We start from the raw sequence: 17,523 nt of genomic DNA, 5'->3' as shown, positions 1-17,523 counted from the left end.
AGCATAATGAGATTAGATAAGATGTTAGGAATAAAATATCCGTTTATACAGGGCGGAATGGCTAATATTGCAACAGGAGAATTTGCAGCTGCAGTTAGTAATGCAGGTGGACTGGGGCTTATTGGAGCTGGTGGAATGAACACGGATATGCTTCGTGAAAACATAAGAAAATGCAGAACACTTACGGATAAACCATTTGGTGTGAATCTGATGCTTATGAATCCGGAAGCTGATGCAATGGCAGAACTGCTTGTGGAAGAAAATGTAAAGATTGTAACAACAGGAGCAGGAAGTCCGGCCAAATATATGGAAAAATGGAAATCTAACGGAATGATGGTTATACCGGTTGTTTCGAGTGCAGCGCTTGCAATAAGAATGGAGCGTTTCGGAGCTGATGCAGTAGTTGCAGAGGGAACAGAAAGTGGTGGTCATGTCGGTGAGATGACAACTATGACACTTGTTCCAAAGGTAGTTGACAGTGTGAATATTCCGGTTATTGCGGCCGGAGGAATTGCAGATGGCAGACAGCTTGCAGCAGCATTTGCACTTGGTGCTGCAGGTGTACAGATGGGAACTTGTCTTCTGGCAAGTACAGAGTGTCCTATACATGATAATTATAAGCAGGCAATACTTAAAGCAAAGGATAATGACACGATAGTTACAGGAAGAATTGCTGGTACTCCTGTGCGTGTGCTTAAAAATGAGATGTCACGCGAGTATGTAAAGCAGGAGAAGGCAGGTGCTGATAAGATGGAACTTGAGAAATATACATTAGGTTCTCTTCGTAAGGCAGTGTTTGACGGTGACACAATGAATGGCTCACTGATGGCAGGTCAGGTTGCAGGCCAGATTGATAAGATACAGCCAATTGAGAAAATATTTGAACAAATATATGAAGAATATGAGGCTGTGCGAAAGGAATTGTATGCAGATTAAGGACAAAGTGCTTGATGTTCCGGTAATTCAGGGCGGTATGGGTGTCGGAGTTTCTCTTTCATCCCTTGCAGGTGCAGTCGCAGCAAATGGGGCATGTGGAGTTATCAGTTCTGTTAATGCAGGTTATGATGAACAGGATTTTAAGAGCAGCCCCTTTAAGGCGAATCTAAGGGCACTTGATTACCATATTAAGAGAGCTAAGCAGATTGCAGCAGAAAGTACAAAGAAGGGACTTGTAGCTGTAAATATTATGACTGCAGTTTCTCATTATGAGGAAAGCTGTAAGACCGCAGTTTCAGCAGGAGCAGATATTATTATCTCAGGTGCAGGACTTCCGCTTAATCTGCCACAGTTTACTAAGGGAACAGATACACTGGCAGCACCCATTGTTTCAAGTGGCAGGGCTGCCAGGATAATTATGAAAACTTATAAGAAGCATTATGATGTGTATCCGGATATGTTCATTATTGAAGGAAGCATGGCAGGAGGACATTTAGGCTTTGGTGCAGATGACATTACACAGGGAAAAACACAGACTAACGATGAAATATTGTCAGATGTACTTGCTGTAATAGAAGAGTACGGTGCGGATATCCCGGTTTTTGTCGCTGGAGGTGTGTTTGATGGCAAAGATATGGCACATTATGTAAATGAAGGTGCTGCAGGTGTACAGATTGCGACAAGATTCATTGCTACCAATGAATGTGATGCTTCAGATACATTTAAAAAGGCTGTTGTTAATGCAAAGAGAGAAGACATCCGTATTATTAAAAGTCCTGTTGGAATGCCGGCACGTGCAATTAACAGCCCACTGCTTGAAAGGCTTGATGCAGGAGAAACCTTCACGGCAAGAAAATGTAATGGTTGTCTTACAGCATGTAAGAAGGATGACAGTATACCATATTGCATAAGCAGGGCACTTATAGCAGCAGTTAAGGGTGACTGGGATAATGGACTGTTTTTTGCAGGAAGTAATGCAGACAGAGTTGACCGGATAATGAGCGTACAGGAACTTATTAATGAGATTATAACAGATTATAGATTGAATAAATCGGACATATAAGCTTTGGTTGAGCAAATCTGACATTGATTTGGAAAGGATAGGGAATGACTGAGAGAAGAAAAGCACTTATTACAGGTGCAAGCAGGGGAATAGGAAGGGCTATATGCGTTAAGCTTGCAAGTGAAGGAACAGATATTGTATTCAGTTACCGTTCAGGTGATGAGGCTGCCAGTGAAACAGTTAATTTATGCAGAGAGTATGGAATTGAAATCCATGCAATTAAGGCAGATGTGAGTAATTCAGAGGAATGTGAGCGTTTAATTAGGGAAGCTGTGGATTTACTTGGCGGAAGAATTGATATTCTTGTCAATAATGCAGGAATTACTAAGGACAATCTTATTGGACGTATGAAGGATGAGGATTTCGATGCAGTTATAGATGTGAATCTAAAGGGTACATTTTACATGATGCGTGGAGTTTCAAGGCTTATGTTAAGACAGAGAGCAGGAAGAATTATTAATATGAGTTCTGTAGTTGGCGTTATGGGCAATGCAGGGCAGGTTAATTATTCTGCAAGTAAAGCAGGTGTTATTGGTATGACGAAGTCGCTTGCAAGAGAGCTTGCGTCAAGACATATAACTGTAAATGCGGTTGCACCGGGAATGATTGAAACTGATATGACTGGAGCAATGTCAGATGCTGTTAAAGAAAAAGTGGTGGAGAATATACCTTTTAAAGAGATGGGAAAGCCGGAAGATATTGCAGAAACAGTAGCATTTCTTGCGGGTGACGGAGCACGATACATAACCGGACAGGTACTTTGTGTAGACGGAGGAATGGCAATATGAGAAGAGTTGTAATAACAGGTATGGGAGCAGTTACTCCTGTCGGAAACAATGTTAATGATATGTGGGAAGCTGTAAAGGCTGGTAAATGTGGTATTGGTAAGATAACACATTTTAATACAGAAAACAGTGCAGTCAAGCTTGCTGGTGAAGTAAAAGGCTTTGACGCAGAGAGTATTGTTGATAAAGCAGAATTAAGGAAAATGGACGATTTCACGATATATGCACTTGCTGCTGCAGATGAAGCAGTGAAGGATTCAGCTATAGATTTTGGCAAAGAAGACACATTAAGATGTGGTGTTATATTATCAAGTGGAATTGGTGGACTTACAACTATACAGAGAGAATGCTTAAGAGGCGAAAGTAAAGGATATGACAGAGTTTCGCCACATTTTGTGCCAATGTCGATAACTAATATGGCGGCAGGACATGTTGCAATCAGATTTGGACTACATGGAATGTGTACATGTGTTGTTACTGCATGTGCCAGTGGAACCAATGCTGTTGGAGATGCATTAAGACAGATCAGGGATGGATATCAGGATGTGATTGTGTGCGGAGGTGCAGAAAGCTGTATAACTGATTTTGGAATTGGTGGTTTTACATCAATGCATGCATTAAGCAAAGCAGAAGATGTCAACAGGGCTTCTATTCCGTTTGATAAAGAAAGAAGCGGATTTGTTATGGGAGAAGGAGCAGGTGTGCTTATTCTTGAAGAGTATGAACATGCACTGAAAAGAGGCGCTAAGATATACTGTGAAATTGCAGGATATGGTTCAACATGTGATGCAAACCACGTTACAGCCCCTCTCGAAGACGGAAGCATGGCAGCACAGGCAATGACTGAGGCTGTTAAGGATGCAGGAATAAAACCAGAGAATATTGATTATATTAATGCACATGGAACAAGTACAAAGCTTAATGATAAGGGCGAGACTAACGCGATAAAGAAGGCATTTGGAGAACATGCGTACAAGCTTGCGGTAAGCTCAACAAAGTCGATGACAGGACATATGTTAGGTGCAAGTGGTGCTGTTGAGGCAATTATATCGGCACTTGCTGTAAAGAATGATATAATTCCACCAACCATTAATTATCAGGTGTCGGATGATGACTGTGATCTTGATATCGTTCCAAATAAGGCAAGAGAGTCAAGAGTTGATTATGCTATGTCTAATTCACTTGGCTTTGGTGGACATAATGCGTCTATCGTGCTTAGAAAGGTGGTGTAAAGATGCAGCTTAATTCAGATGAAATACAGCAGATTCTGCCACACAGATATCCATTTCTATTAGTAGACAGGATAACAGAGTGTGAACCTGGAAAGAAGGCTTGTGGTATTAAATGCGTATCTGCCAATGAAATGCATTTTGTAGGACATTTTCCACAGAAGAAGGTAATGCCGGGAGTACTTATTATTGAGGCACTGGCGCAGACTGGAGCAGTTGCTTTATTGTCGGAAGAAAAGAATAAGGGACATATAGCACTTTTTGCAGGAATTAAAAATGCTAAGTTTAAGGCTCAGGTCACACCTGGGGATGTGCTTGAAATGTCATGCGAGATTATAGCAAGAAAAGGTCCTGTGGGAGTAGGAAAGGCAGAAGCTTATGTTGACGGAAAACTTGCAGTGTCAGCTGAACTTACATTTGCAATAGAATAGAGCTATTGTTATAATAATAAACAATTAAAAAAGCTTTGGAGGTAAAGTAAGGTGCTGCAGGATTCTTTTAGTAAGGTATATACGAAGTTTAAGATGCATTTTTATCAGAAAATGTTTGAAAAGCTACAGGAGAGGGAGACATCTCTTACAACTGTAGAAACTTTCTGCATGGAGATAATATATGCACTTGATAAACCTACTGTGGCACAGTTTGCTGATATGGCAAATATATCATCTCCTAACGCGGCGTATAAGATTAATAATCTTGTTAAGAAGGGATACTTAAAGAAAGTACAGTCTGAGGAAGACAAGAGAGAGTATCATCTCGAGGTAACACAGAAGTATATAGATTATTATAATATCAGCAATACGTATCTTAAGACTGTAATGGGCAGGATTGAGGACAGATTTTCTAAAGAAGAGTTAGAGACAATGGAGCGTATGCTTAATGTAATAAGTGCAGAGCTTATGCCAGAGATAAAGTATTAGATTTTTACTTGACTTTGCTATTAACATGTTATATATCTCAGAAGATGAAATATATAACATGTTTTTTGCGTGTATGAAAAGGAGGATAAGAGAGCTATGGATTTAGCACTTATTACAGCGAAGCAGGTATTTGAGTTATTCATACTTATACTGTGTGGAGTTGTTATAGGAAAGATTAAGATGGTTAACGAAGAAGGAAAGGGGATGCTTTCTAACCTTCTTATATATTTTGTTGTTCCATTTATGATTATTAATTCTTACATGTCAGGATACAATGCCGAGATTCTTAAGAATATGGGCAGAATGCTTTTTTACAGCATACTTACTATATGCATAGGAATGGCTTTATCGATTGGCATAACATTTTTGATGAAAAAGGAAGTGCGCGGCATTATAAGATTTGCAACTACATTTTCTAATGCGGCTTATATGGGATTTCCACTTATTCAGGCAATGTATGGTTCAGAAGGTGTACTGTATGCGAGCGTATATGTTACTGTATTCAATATTCTTTTATGGACTGTCGGAATTGTGTATGTTTCAGAGAGTATGAGTTTCAAGGAACTTTTAAAGAAGATTGTTACATGCCCACCAATTATATCGGTTGCGGTCGGTCTTGTCATATTCCTTGCAAGAATTCCGGTTGCGGATGTTTTAAAGGATACATTTAATGTTGTAGGAGGCATGAATACCCCGTTGTCTATGATAATAACAGGAATTACTATTTCACAGTTCCCATTATTGAGTATCTTAAAGGATAAAAGAGTGTATTTTACGGTTATTCTCAGGATGTTTATTATACCGGTAATTTGCACTCTGGTTATGTATCTGATACATGCCCATGGAATGGTTGCTGTTATTACAATTATACTTGAGGCATGCCCATGTGCGGCTATTACAACACTTTTTGCGATTAAGTTCGGTCACGACCAGAAGCTCGCAGTTGGTGCAGTTACTTTGTCTACATTGATTAGCATAATTACGCTTCCTTGTCTTGCATTGCTTGCAGGAGAGATTATAATGTAATAAAAAGCATTATCAGGGGGAATAATGAGCGGAGGCAATGCATATAAAAGAAAATCGCATAGAAGAATAGAAGTGATAACATCAGTTGCGGCAGTTGTTGTGCTGTATGTGATACTAGAAAGCTTCGGGGTTACATGCCCTATAAAATACATAACAGGAATATCATGTGCAGGCTGTGGAATGTCAAGGGCATGGATAGCTTTAATGCATTTTAATATACATGAAGCATTCATGTATCATCCACTTTTTTTCCTGCCACCGGTTGTTGTTATAGTTATGCTTCTGAAATCTAAAATAAATATTAAATTTTATAAAATTTTTATGTTTACAATGGCAGGTGCATTTGTTATAGTTTACTTGTATAGAATGTTTATTGGAGATGGCAATGTGGTGGTTTTTGAACCACAGAACAATATTGTATTCCGAATCATTCGCAAACTAAACTTATAAGGGGAGGAAATATTATGTTTTGTACAAAATGTGGAAAACAGGTTCCAGATTCAACTAAGTTCTGCCCATATTGTGGAGCAAATTGTTCACCGGAGCAGGATATTGCTGGTCAGGCAAGTCAGGTATTCAACAAGGCTGAGCAGGAACTTGGAAGTGCTTTTAATGAGGTAAAGCAGAGCTTTACAGGCAACAATAATCAGAATAATAATCAGGGTTACAATGCTAATCAGAATTACAGCAATGGTTATAATAATGGCACAATCCCACCATACTCAGGTACAAGATTAAAGGATGACAGAGGTCTTGCTTCATACATAATTCTTTCAATTATCACATGTGGAATATACGGCTATTATTTCATTTACAAGATGGCACATGATGTTAATATTGCATGTGATGGAGATGGAGAGAATACATCAGGGCTTGTTGCATTTGTTCTTTTATCACTCATAACATGTGGTATATATGCATGGTTCTGGTACTATAATCTTGGTAACAGACTTGCAGCTAACGGACCTCGTTATGGACTTTCAATCCAGGAGAATGGTACAACTGTTCTTTTATGGCAGATATTTGGTGCTTTTATCTGTGGAATTGGACCATTTGTTGCAATGCATATTCTTATCAAGAATTCTAATAAGATATGTAATGCTTACAACAGAGCACATGGTTTAATGTAATCTGTTAATAATTAAAATGTTAATCCTGCTTTCAGGTGGTTATGGCTGCCTGAGAGCAGGATTTTTTATTTTGCAATTGATAAAAGTTATAAAATTATGCAGCTATTAAAAACCATTACATGAGAATATAGCAATGGCACTGCCAAGATTTGAAGAATATGTAAAAAACAGATTATATTAATAACACCTTATTTCCTGAATTCCCTCGGAGAAACACCATATTTTTCTTTGAATTTTCTATTAAAGTAAGATATATTATCAAAACCACAATCAGAAGCCACTATAATAACTGGCTGGGTTGTGGTTTTTAATATTCTTGCAGCAATAATAAGCCGGTAGTCGTTTAAGTAAGTGATAAAAGATGTGCCGGTGCAGTTCTTAAAAAACTTCATAAAATGCGACTGGCTGAAATGACACCACTGAGCAATCTCTTCAATGGATATTGCACGCGCGAAGTTTTTCTCAATATAATTAAGTACCAGTTTCAGCTTATCCATCTTATCATCAGACAAGTGTACAGGCATATCCGTATGCGTGTAAAAATGTGCATTAAGCTCAAAAAAGAAATTAAAAAGACATGCACGGATTTTCAGCCTGTACCCGTCAGGGAAATACTTGCATATATTATCAGCTTCATCAATATAATGAATTAAATCAGAATAGTGTGGCGCAGTTTTACTGATAACAGGAGGGCAATACCCATTAAAGCCGGCAATTCCGTTAAAAAAGCTTACGGTATCATAATCACACTGCCTGCTAACAAGCATATCAAGATTAAAAAGAATATTTTCGTATTCGCATGAATCACTCTCGTTCTGGATAATAGAATGGATATGTCCAGGCATGACAACAACAATATCTCCAGCATTTACAACAGAATACTCAAGGTCAACGCTTACGATCATGCATCCCTTCTTGATGTATATAAGCTCCATTTCATTATGCCAGTGCAGCGGAACTTCCGTAAAATCAAGCGGGATAGAGCATGGGTAAGTGTTATATAAAAAATCTGAATCAAAATGAGACTTGGTTTCTTTCAGTGGTCCATAATCTGTTATATTCATAAGGTTCTCCTTAAATATGATAGAATAGTACAAGTTTATCCCATTATAAAGCAAGAGAATTTTTCCAGCAACCCTATAATAAAATATAAATACAAGAATGGAGGGCAACGATATGCTTAACACTATATGTTTGGAAGAATATGGAAAAGACTTGCACTTATGCAGCAACGAGGAGTGCTTTCATGCACTTATGAAGCTGGTTGCACAAAAGGGACGTGATAGAATAGTGAAAGACAATGGCAGAAAGGTATACTACATTTCTGCAGAGTTCCTTATAGGAAAGCTTTTATCCAATAATCTTATTAATTTAGGAATCTACGATGAAGTTAAGGAAGAACTTACACAGGCAGGAAAAAATCTTTCAGATATTGAAGAACTGGAAGTAGAGCCGTCACTTGGTAATGGCGGACTTGGAAGACTTGCAGCATGCTTCCTTGATTCGATTGCTAACCTTGGTCTTAATGGTGACGGAATCGGACTTAATTATCATCTTGGACTTTTTAAGCAGGTGTTTGAGAATGGAAAGCAGAAGGAAGTGCCTAATCCATGGATTGGTAAGGATAGCTGGCTTGTTCCGACAGATGTGACATACACTATCAATTTCGGTGAAATCAGTGTGGTTTCAAGAATGTATGATATCAATGTGTACGGAGAAAAGAGAACGAATAAGCTTCATTTGTTTGATGTGGAGACAGTTGATGAGAGCATCGTAAAAGGTGACAGCATAGACTTTGATAAGTCAGATATTGCCAAGAACCTTACACTGTTTCTTTATCCTGATGACAGTGACGAACAGGGAAGGCTTCTTAGAATCTATCAGCAGTATTTCATGGTAAGCAATGGAGCAAGGCTTATATTAGATGAGTGCAGGGACAAATGTATTAACACCGGAAAAACATTTAAGAATCTGTCAGACCTTGCAGTTATCCAGATTAACGATACGCATCCGACAATGGTAATCCCGGAGCTTATAAGACTTCTTACAGAAAATGGAGATATAGATGGAAGTCCGATAACAATGGACGAAGCAATTGATATTGTATCAAAAAGCTGTGCGTATACTAATCACACAATCCTTGCTGAAGCCCTTGAAAAATGGCCTGTGGACTATCTTAACAGGGTTGTGCCACAGCTTATGCCGATTATAAAAGAGCTTGACAGAAGAGTGCGTAAGAAGTACACAGATAAATCAGTGTATATAATTGACGATAATAATCTCGTTCACATGGCACACATCGATATTCATTATGGAATGAGCGTCAACGGAGTAGCAAAGCTTCATACTGAGATATTAGAGAATACAGAGCTTAATAATTTCTATAGGATATATCCAGAGAAATTCAATAACAAAACTAACGGAATCACATTCAGAAGGTGGCTTATCCACTGTAATAACGGACTTGCGAAATACATTGAGACACTTATCGGAAGTGAATACAGACATGACGCAGAAAAGTTAAAAGACCTTTTAAAGTTTGCCGGTGATAAAAATGTTTACGATAATCTTCTTGAGATTAAGACAGACAACAAGAGAAATCTTGCAGAATACCTTAAGCAGACACAGGGAATAGAGATTAATCCACAGTCAATATACGATATACAGATAAAGCGACTGCATGAGTATAAAAGACAGCAGATGAACGCACTGTATATAATATATAAATATTTTGACATCAAGGCAGGCAACATTCCAAAGACTCCTGTTACAGTGATATTTGGCGCAAAGGCTGCACCTGCATACACAATTGCGAAGGATATAATTCATCTGATACTTACATTGAGTAAGGTTATTGAGGCTGATAAAGATGTAAGTCCTTACCTTAAGGTTGTGCTTGTCCAGAACTACAATGTAACATTGGCAGAGAAGCTGATTCCTGCATGTGATATATCAGAGCAGATATCACTTGCATCTAAAGAAGCATCAGGAACAGGCAATATGAAATTCATGCTCAATGGTGCTGTGACATTAGGAACAATGGATGGTGCTAATGTTGAGATTGCAGAGCTTGTAGGTAAAGATAATATATATACATTTGGCGCAACAAGTGATGAAGTTATTGCACATTATGAAAAATGTGACTATAACGCAAAGAAGCTTTATGAGACAGATGCTCTTATAAAAAAATGTGTGGATTTTATAATATCGGATGCTATGCTTCAGGCAGGTGATTCACATAGTCTTAACAGACTGTATAATGAGATTGTAGGAAAAGACTGGTTTATGGCATTGCTTGACTTACGAAGCTATATAGAAACCAAAGAAAAGGCTCTCGCAGATTATGATGACAGATATGCGTGGGCAGAAAAAATGCTTGTTAATATTGCAAATGCCGGATTTTTCTCATCAGACAGAACAATCCGACAGTACAATGAAGATATATGGCATCTTTAATATAACTAAATAAGTTGATAATAATTGCCCCGGAAGCTATAATCATTATAAGAGCAAAAGTTCGTGAATGAGGAAGGTTTCGGGGTAGATTTATGTATAATATACTTATAGTGGATGATGAAAAGATTGAAAGAAGCGGAATAAGAATGCTTCTTAAGAGAATGGGAATTGAGCTTGGAGTATTTGAGGCGTGCAACGGAAAGCAGGCACTGGAATATCTGACATCTGACAAGAATACAGGAATTGGACATATAGATATACTGCTTACAGATGTTAAGATGCCGTTTATGGACGGGATAGAGCTTATTAAGAATGTGATGCACAACGACATCAGTTTAAAGACAATTATATTCTCAGGCTATAACGAGTTTGAGTATGCCAAGCTGGCAGTTAAATTAGGAGTTAAAGATTATATATTAAAGCCGGTTGATCCGTCAGAATTCAGTTCGACAATTACAGGGGTTATAACAGAGCTTGACGAGGAACACAAGAAGGATGAGGACTATAACAGGCAGGCTAACTTTATAAAACAGTACTACATGTATACGCTGCTCAACTCCGGTGATGCATCAGGAATACTTGATAATGGGGATTTTCTGGCAGGGTATAACAGACTTGCACTTATAGAATTCAATACTGATTTCTTTGGGAAATATGATACAGGTGAAGACATATTTAAAGAGATAACCGGGGAACTGGATTATCAGTACCTTAATCTTAACCCGTTACAGTCAGTTATCATATTTTCTGATAAATCATTCACAGCAGATGGTAATATTGATAAGAACATTGAAGAAATGTTTACAAATATTCATGACTATATATATAGAAAGACAGGACAGTTTATGTATATTGCTGTGTCCGGTTTATTCAACGATTATCATGAGCTTCCACAGGTAATGGATGCAGTTGATACACTGATGAATAATAAGTTTTATGAGACAGGAAGATATATTTTTTCTGATAATATCAGTGAAGATACACCTGTGCTTGTACAGATTGATGATGATGCACTTATGAAGCAGATGAAGCAGGATATCAAGATGAAGGATATCACATTTTTACGGATACATTTTGATGCATTGTGTAAGAAATACAGGGGGCAGTCGAACTTCTCACATATATACATCAAGTTCGTATTTTCCAATCTGTTAAAAGATTTCTATGACAATATTCCGGGTGCTGATGAGGCGGAATTTGGCAGGGAGATTGACAGACTGTATAAGTCGGAGGATTTCTCATGCATTATGGATATAGTGAATAACTATATTGATTTGTTGGAAAAGAGTTTTGGAAAAGAGCCGGCCACGTCACACCGGGAGATTGAGACCGTAAAGAATTATATACATAACCATTATGGTGAGGAGATTGGCGCACAGCAGCTTGCGGATATGGTTTATCTTGCACCAAGCTATTTAAGTTCACTTTTTAAGAAGGAAACAGGACAGAATCTGAGCAAATATATTAAACAGTACAGAATGGAGAAGGCTAAGGAACTGCTTACCGGTACGAACATGAAGATTGTGAATATAAGTGAGCAGGTGGGTTATCCAAATGTTTCATATTTTGTACAGAGCTTCAGGGAGTACTTTGGTATAAGTCCTCAGAAATTCAGGGATCAGGGAGAATTGAGTTGAAAAAGATTAAGCAGAAAATCAATGATATAAGATTGCAGAACAAGCTTGTCATCATATATGTAGTGACCGGACTTATTCCCCTGATTGTGCTTTTTGTTTTTGCATACTGTCAGATGAGAAACATTCTTATGGACAGGGACTTAAAGAGCATCAAGGGGACAATTGAACAGTCTGTTACAACGGTGGATGGGCAGATAGAGGTGTATGATAATCTGTCTAATTATATAACATTTAATGATACGCTGTCGGGAGTGCTTTCATACGATTACAAAAGCACATATGAGATGTATAACCAGATTGTCACTACATTTGACCCTATGCTTTCATCATTAAAGTATTTTCACAATGATATTAACAGAGTAACAATATATGTGGATAAAGCTATTAAACATGATACGACTATAGCTCCAATAGAAGAGATAAAAGACAGACCTTTTTATAATTCTGCTGCTGAAAGCACTAAGATACAGTGGTTTGTTGATGAAGACAGCAGGACACTTGTTTCAGCACGAAAAATGTCAACGCTTGACCAGTTAGGAATTCTTGGAATCATGTACATAGATGTTGATTATGACAGCATGATGAGTTCATTTACAGGTGGTCTTGAGCAGAACTGCGGAATGGTGGTGCTTGACGCTGATGGAAAAGTTATATGCAGCAGTGACACATTTGAAAACAATAACACCAGATACAGATTAAACAGCAAGAAACTGCTTTCGTTAATCGACGGGGCAGAATGGGATAATGATACATGTGGAAATACAGAGGGTTATTCTGTAGTAAAGAAGGAAAGCTCTGTTACCGGATGGACAGTATATGTCTATGAACCAAGAAAACTTGTGCTCAGGTCAGCTAATTCAATGATTACAATGATTGTAGTTGCATTTGTGGTAGCAGTTGCAGGTGCCGCTGCGGCGAGTATATTTACAACAGGCTTCATTACAAGAAGAATTAATAAATTAAAAAACAGTATGGCAAAGGTTGAAAATGGAGACTTTGATGCGGTAATTAATACACAGGACAAAGATGAAATAGGTGACCTTATTCATAGCTTTAACAGCATGACAACCCAGATTAAGAATCTTATCACGCAGGTATATGAAGGACGTATAAGCCAGAAAGAATCAGAGATGCGGGCATTAAGGGCACAGATTAATCCGCATTTTCTCTACAATTCATTATCGCTTATCAACTGGAAAGCAATAGAATATGAGCAGGAGGATATAAGTGAGATAACACTTGCATTGTCTAACTACTACCGTACATCGCTTAATAAGGGAAAGAATATACTAAGCTTTGAGCAGGAATTAAGCAACATGCAGTCGTATCTTAAGATTCAGCAGATAATGCATGACAACTCATTTGATGTGGTGATAAATGTATCAGAGGAAGTTATGCCATGCGAATCTTTAAACCTTATACTCCAGCCATTGGTAGAAAATGCAATAGACCACGGTATAGATCTGCTGACAGACAGGAAAGGTGTAATAACAGTAGAGGCCAAGATGCAGACGGATGAAGAAGGTAAAAAGCTTGTATGTGTAACAGTGTCTGATAACGGTGTAGGAATGGACAAAGAAACTGCACAAAACTTCTTAACAGTCCAGTCAAAAGGGTATGGTGCAAGAAATGTTAATGACAGAATAAGACTTTATTACGGCGAAAGCTATCATCTGGAAGTGCAGAGCATACCTGATGAGGGAACAACAATAACAATAAAATTCCCGGCAAAACCATACAACACAAAAAACTGATATGTTTCTAAAATATCTTATATTTTAATATTAACCCCTCCTTAATATAATTAGATTATCAAAAGAGGACAGTAATCAAAGCTGTCTCGGATAATTATTAAGGAGGGTTTTTTATGAAGTTTAAGAGATTAGCGGCTGCAGTGATGGCAGCAACAATGTGTGGGTCACTTTTTGTAGGTTGTGGCAATGCTAAAAAGGATGACACAGCAGCAGGCGAGGAAAAAATCACAGCTACAATCAAGGTATGGGGCTGTGCAGAAGATCAGGCAGATGAGAACGGCAAATGGCTTCAGACAATGTGTGACCAGTTTAATTCAGAGCATCCTGACTGGGATTTAACATTTGAATACGGTGTATGCTCAGAGCAGGACGCAGGAAAGATAGTTCCACAGGATCCAGAGAATTCAGGAGATGTATACTTCTTTGCTAACGACCAGCTTCAGACACTTGTTGATGCTAACGCTATTGCAAAGTTTGGTGGAGAGACAGCAGATTATGTTAAGAAAACTAACTCAGATGCAATTGTGGATTCAGTATCAGTAGATGGGGCTGTATACGGAGTACCATTTACAACTAATACATGGTTTATGTACTATGACAAGAGCAAATTCACAGACAGTGATGTAAAGAGCCTTGATAAGATGCTTGAGAAGAATAAGGTGGCTTTCAATATTACAGAGGGCTGGTATATGTCATCATTCTTCCTTGCTAATGGATGTAAATATTTTGGAAAAGACGGAAAAGATAATTCAGCAGGTGTTGATATCTCAGGAGATAAGGGAACACAGGCAACACAGGCAATGGTTTCACTTGTAAATAATCCTAACTTTGTCAATGACCTTCAGGGTGTTGGTATCGCTGGCTTAAGAGATGGTTCAGTTGGAGCTTACTTCTCAGGATCATGGGATTATAAGAGTGTTAAAGAGATTCTTGGAGACAATTTTGGAGCAGTTTCACTTCCTACAGTAAAGATTGGTGGAAAAGACAAGCAGATGTTAGCATTTGCAGGTTCTAAGGCAATCGCAGTTAATCCTAACTGCAAGTATCAGCAGGTAGCAGTTGCACTTGCAAAGTATCTTGGAAGCAAGGATGCACAGAAGAAGCACTATGAATTAAGAGGTGTTATTCCTTGTAATACAGAGCTTCTTGCAACTGATGAAGTAAAGAAGGATGCACTTGTAACAGCACAGAATGATACATTTAACAAGACATCAGTAATCCAGCCAACAGTAACAGGCATGAATGATTACTGGGCACCTGCACAGAACTTTGCTAAGGCAATCGTAAATGGTGAAATAACAGCAGATAATGCAGCAGCTAAGACACAGGATTTCTATAAGCAGATTAATACATCAATCGCAAAATAATTGATAGGGATTAAATGCTGAAAGGAGTGGCGCATAATGGCAGTTAAGTTCACTGAATCATTTAGAAAAGGAAATATATTTACGAAGTTAAGCATTCTGATTCCGGGACTTGGTAATCTTGTAGGAAAGCAGATTATAAAGGGAATTATGTATATAGCTATAGAAGCAGCCTTTGTATGCTTTATGATTATGAAGGGAATTAACTGCCTTGCGATGCTTCCAGGTCTTGGAAGCAGACCGCAGCAGGAGGTCTGGAATGAAAAGCTTGGAATATATGAGTATGTTGCAGGTGATAATTCACTTCTTATGCTTCTGTATGGAATAGCAACAATATTCATTGTTATAGCTTATATAATAGTTGCAGCTAGTGCTGTAAAAAGCTCATATAAGCTGGAGCTGTTAAAGGAAAAAGGAAAGCATATAAACACATTTGCAGAAGACGTGAAGTCGCTGTTTAATGAGAATCTTCATAAGCTGCTGCTTACACTTCCAGTATCAGGTGTGCTTATATTCACAATACTTCCGCTTATTTTCATGATAAGCATGGCATTCACTAATTATAGTAAGGTTGACAGCCATCTGGTGCTTTTCGACTGGGTAGGACTTGAGAATTTCAAGCAGATATTCGATTCAGGAAGCATGATAGGACAGTCTTTCTGGTCAGTATTTGGCTGGACTATAGTGTGGGCAATATTTGCAACATTTCTTAATTACATATTCGGAATACTTGTTGCACTGCTTATCAACAGAAAAGGTACGAAATTCAAGGCTTTCTGGAGATTTATATTTATACTTTCAATCGCAATTCCACAGTTTGTTTCACTTCTTATTGTCAGAAGCATGCTGGCACAGGATGGAATTATAAATGTTGTTTTAAAGAATGCAGGCTGGATAACAAAATCACTGCCATTCTTTACAAATGCGACTTGGGCAAGAATTACAGTAATCGTGGTAAATCTGTGGATAGGTATTCCATATACTATTCTGCAGGTTACAGGTATATTACAGAATATACCTATGGAGCTGTATGAGGCAGCAGATGTAGATGGAGCTAATGGATTTGTCAAGTTTATTAAGATAACAATGCCATATATGTTATTTGTAACGGCACCATATCTTATTACTACATTTACTGCTAATATTAACAACTTTAACATTGTTTACCTGCTGACTAAGGGAGATCCGGTTATGGCAGGTGCAACAGCAGGAAAGACAGACCTTCTGGTAACATGGCTGTACAAGATGACAATAGATTATCAGTATTATAATCTTGGTGCTGTTATCGGTATTATGACATTCATATTCTTAGCAATTGGTTCACTGCTTGTATACAGAAGAACGAAAGCGTATAAAGATGAGGAGGGATTCCAGTGAAAAAGAAAAAGACTATTAAAAATATACTGGCACATACAGTGCTTACAATATTAGCGATAGTGTGGGTAAGTCCTCTTTTCTGGATACTCCTCACAAGCTTCAGGGCTCAGAAGGGTGCTTATACAAGCTCCTTCTTCCCAAAGCAGTATTCACTTGATAATTATGTAAAGCTTTTTACAGATACAGGAATACTTAATTTTCCACGAATGTTTACCAATACTCTGATAGTAGCAGTATTCTCATGTATTATATCAACATTTTTTGTACTGTCAGTAGCCTACTGTATGTCAAGGCTTAAGTTTAAGATGAGAAAAGCAATGATGAATATCGCAATGATACTTGGACTTTTCCCTGCATTTATGGCGATGGTTGCCGTATATTATATACTTAAAGCAGTAGGACTTTCAGAAGGAGCAATGATAAGAGTTGCGCTTGTGCTTGTATATTCAGCATCATCAGGAATACAGTTTTACATTGCAAAGGGATTCTTTGATACTATCCCTAAGACAATAGATGAGGCTGCTATGATAGATGGAGCGACGAAGTGGCAGGTATTTACTAAGATAACAATACCTCTCAGTAAACCAATTATAGTGTATACAATACTTACATCATTCATAGCACCTTGGGTGGATTTCATATTTGCAAGAGTAATCTGCAGGGCAAATGCGAAGTATTATACTGTAGCAATCGGCTTGTGGCAGATGCTTGAAAAGGAGTATGTTGATGTATGGTACACAAGATTTGCAGCAGGAGCAGTTCTTATATCAATTCCAATTGCAGCCTTGTTTATGATAATGCAAAGATGTTATAATGAAAGCATGACAGGTGCAGTGAAGGGTTAGA

16 protein-coding genes are annotated in these 17,523 nt (G+C 38.1%); 15 read left to right on the top strand and 1 reads right to left on the bottom strand.

Features of this window, described 5'->3' with window-relative positions:
* Window positions 1–6: 6 nt before the first annotated feature.
* The 9 genes from EUBELI_RS08285 to EUBELI_RS08245 all read left to right on the top strand — a co-directional run bounded on the left by EUBELI_RS08285 (window position 7) and on the right by EUBELI_RS08245 (window position 7,089).
* Window positions 7–936 (top strand): nitronate monooxygenase, encoded by a 930-nt coding sequence (locus EUBELI_RS08285; protein ID WP_012739946.1) that lies wholly within the window; start codon window positions 7–9, stop codon window positions 934–936.
* Window positions 926–1,999 carry an NAD(P)H-dependent flavin oxidoreductase gene (locus EUBELI_RS08280; protein WP_012739945.1) on the top strand — a complete coding sequence of 358 codons (1,074 nt, stop codon included), beginning with the start codon at window positions 926–928 and terminating at the stop codon, window positions 1,997–1,999. The genes EUBELI_RS08285 and EUBELI_RS08280 overlap by 11 nt, the downstream gene beginning before the upstream one ends.
* A gap of 44 nt (window positions 2,000–2,043) precedes the next feature.
* Complete coding sequence (gene fabG, locus EUBELI_RS08275) at window positions 2,044–2,787, top strand: 3-oxoacyl-[acyl-carrier-protein] reductase (protein ID WP_012739944.1); 744 nt, start codon at window positions 2,044–2,046, stop codon at window positions 2,785–2,787.
* Complete coding sequence (fabF, locus tag EUBELI_RS08270) at window positions 2,784–4,016, top strand: beta-ketoacyl-ACP synthase II (RefSeq protein WP_012739943.1); 1,233 nt, start codon at window positions 2,784–2,786, stop codon at window positions 4,014–4,016. Before fabG ends, fabF begins: the two co-directional genes overlap by 4 nt.
* A 2-nt stretch (window positions 4,017–4,018) precedes the next feature.
* A complete protein-coding gene (gene fabZ / locus EUBELI_RS08265; protein WP_012739942.1) occupies window positions 4,019–4,444 on the top strand; it encodes a 3-hydroxyacyl-ACP dehydratase FabZ in 426 nt (141 codons plus the stop codon).
* Window positions 4,445–4,495: 51 nt separating this feature from the next.
* Window positions 4,496–4,933, top strand: a complete 438-nt coding sequence (locus tag EUBELI_RS08260; protein ID WP_012739941.1) for a MarR family winged helix-turn-helix transcriptional regulator — start codon at window positions 4,496–4,498, stop codon at window positions 4,931–4,933.
* A gap of 96 nt (window positions 4,934–5,029) precedes the next feature.
* On the top strand, window positions 5,030–5,959 hold the full coding sequence (locus EUBELI_RS08255; RefSeq protein ID WP_041688253.1) for an AEC family transporter: 930 nt from the start codon (window positions 5,030–5,032) through the stop codon (window positions 5,957–5,959).
* Window positions 5,960–5,983: 24 nt separating this feature from the next.
* A complete protein-coding gene (locus tag EUBELI_RS08250; RefSeq protein WP_012739939.1) occupies window positions 5,984–6,409 on the top strand; it encodes a DUF2752 domain-containing protein in 426 nt (141 codons plus the stop codon).
* 14 nt (window positions 6,410–6,423) lie between these two features.
* Window positions 6,424–7,089, top strand: coding sequence for a DUF4234 domain-containing protein (locus EUBELI_RS08245; protein ID WP_012739938.1), 666 nt, complete (start codon window positions 6,424–6,426; stop codon window positions 7,087–7,089).
* Window positions 7,090–7,277: 188 nt separating this feature from the next.
* On the opposite strand, the gene EUBELI_RS08240 is transcribed toward EUBELI_RS08245, so the two are convergent.
* A complete protein-coding gene (locus EUBELI_RS08240) occupies window positions 7,278–8,153 on the bottom strand; it encodes an AraC family transcriptional regulator (protein ID WP_012739937.1) in 876 nt (291 codons plus the stop codon).
* Window positions 8,154–8,265: 112 nt separating this feature from the next.
* On the opposite strand from EUBELI_RS08240, the gene EUBELI_RS08235 reads away from it, so the two are divergent.
* The 6 genes from EUBELI_RS08235 (at window position 8,266) to EUBELI_RS08210 (ending at window position 17,522) form a co-directional block, all read left to right on the top strand.
* Window positions 8,266–10,545, top strand: coding sequence for a glycogen/starch/alpha-glucan phosphorylase (locus EUBELI_RS08235; RefSeq protein WP_148231347.1), 2,280 nt, complete (start codon window positions 8,266–8,268; stop codon window positions 10,543–10,545).
* Between the two features lie 92 nt (window positions 10,546–10,637).
* Window positions 10,638–12,182, top strand: a complete 1,545-nt coding sequence (locus EUBELI_RS08230; protein WP_012739935.1) for a response regulator transcription factor — start codon at window positions 10,638–10,640, stop codon at window positions 12,180–12,182.
* The gene (locus EUBELI_RS08225) at window positions 12,179–13,936 is read left to right on the top strand and encodes a sensor histidine kinase (RefSeq protein ID WP_012739934.1); all 1,758 of its coding nucleotides are present in this window, start codon (window positions 12,179–12,181) and stop codon (window positions 13,934–13,936) included. The genes EUBELI_RS08230 and EUBELI_RS08225 overlap by 4 nt, the downstream gene beginning before the upstream one ends.
* A 113-nt stretch (window positions 13,937–14,049) precedes the next feature.
* Window positions 14,050–15,303, top strand: coding sequence for an extracellular solute-binding protein (locus tag EUBELI_RS08220; protein ID WP_012739933.1), 1,254 nt, complete (start codon window positions 14,050–14,052; stop codon window positions 15,301–15,303).
* 36 nt (window positions 15,304–15,339) lie between these two features.
* Window positions 15,340–16,677, top strand: a complete 1,338-nt coding sequence (locus EUBELI_RS08215; protein WP_012739932.1) for a carbohydrate ABC transporter permease — start codon at window positions 15,340–15,342, stop codon at window positions 16,675–16,677.
* Window positions 16,674–17,522, top strand: coding sequence for a sugar ABC transporter permease (locus EUBELI_RS08210; RefSeq protein WP_012739931.1), 849 nt, complete (start codon window positions 16,674–16,676; stop codon window positions 17,520–17,522). The genes EUBELI_RS08215 and EUBELI_RS08210 overlap by 4 nt, the downstream gene beginning before the upstream one ends.
* The last annotated feature ends 1 nt before the right edge of the window (window position 17,523 follow it).

The organism is [Eubacterium] eligens ATCC 27750 (assembly GCF_000146185.1).
Taxonomy (GTDB): domain Bacteria; phylum Bacillota; class Clostridia; order Lachnospirales; family Lachnospiraceae; genus Lachnospira; species Lachnospira eligens.
This window is presented reverse-complemented; position numbering and strand designations above follow the sequence as displayed.

What these genes read in the sequence shown, in the direction of transcription:
- EUBELI_RS08220 (WP_012739933.1), top strand. Translation starts at nt 14,050, where the DNA reads ATGAAGTTTAAGAGATTAGCGGCTGCAGTGATGGCAGCAACAATGTGT.
- EUBELI_RS08255 (WP_041688253.1), top strand. Translation starts at nt 5,030, where the DNA reads ATGGATTTAGCACTTATTACAGCGAAGCAGGTATTTGAGTTATTCATA.
- fabF (WP_012739943.1), top strand. Translation starts at nt 2,784, where the DNA reads ATGAGAAGAGTTGTAATAACAGGTATGGGAGCAGTTACTCCTGTCGGA.
- fabG (WP_012739944.1), top strand. Translation starts at nt 2,044, where the DNA reads ATGACTGAGAGAAGAAAAGCACTTATTACAGGTGCAAGCAGGGGAATA.
- EUBELI_RS08240 (WP_012739937.1), bottom strand. Translation starts at nt 8,153, where the DNA reads ATGAATATAACAGATTATGGACCACTGAAAGAAACCAAGTCTCATTTT.
- EUBELI_RS08245 (WP_012739938.1), top strand. Translation starts at nt 6,424, where the DNA reads ATGTTTTGTACAAAATGTGGAAAACAGGTTCCAGATTCAACTAAGTTC.
- EUBELI_RS08230 (WP_012739935.1), top strand. Translation starts at nt 10,638, where the DNA reads ATGTATAATATACTTATAGTGGATGATGAAAAGATTGAAAGAAGCGGA.
- EUBELI_RS08250 (WP_012739939.1), top strand. Translation starts at nt 5,984, where the DNA reads ATGAGCGGAGGCAATGCATATAAAAGAAAATCGCATAGAAGAATAGAA.
- EUBELI_RS08215 (WP_012739932.1), top strand. Translation starts at nt 15,340, where the DNA reads ATGGCAGTTAAGTTCACTGAATCATTTAGAAAAGGAAATATATTTACG.
- EUBELI_RS08280 (WP_012739945.1), top strand. Translation starts at nt 926, where the DNA reads ATGCAGATTAAGGACAAAGTGCTTGATGTTCCGGTAATTCAGGGCGGT.
- fabZ (WP_012739942.1), top strand. Translation starts at nt 4,019, where the DNA reads ATGCAGCTTAATTCAGATGAAATACAGCAGATTCTGCCACACAGATAT.
- EUBELI_RS08235 (WP_148231347.1), top strand. Translation starts at nt 8,266, where the DNA reads ATGCTTAACACTATATGTTTGGAAGAATATGGAAAAGACTTGCACTTA.
- EUBELI_RS08285 (WP_012739946.1), top strand. Translation starts at nt 7, where the DNA reads ATGAGATTAGATAAGATGTTAGGAATAAAATATCCGTTTATACAGGGC.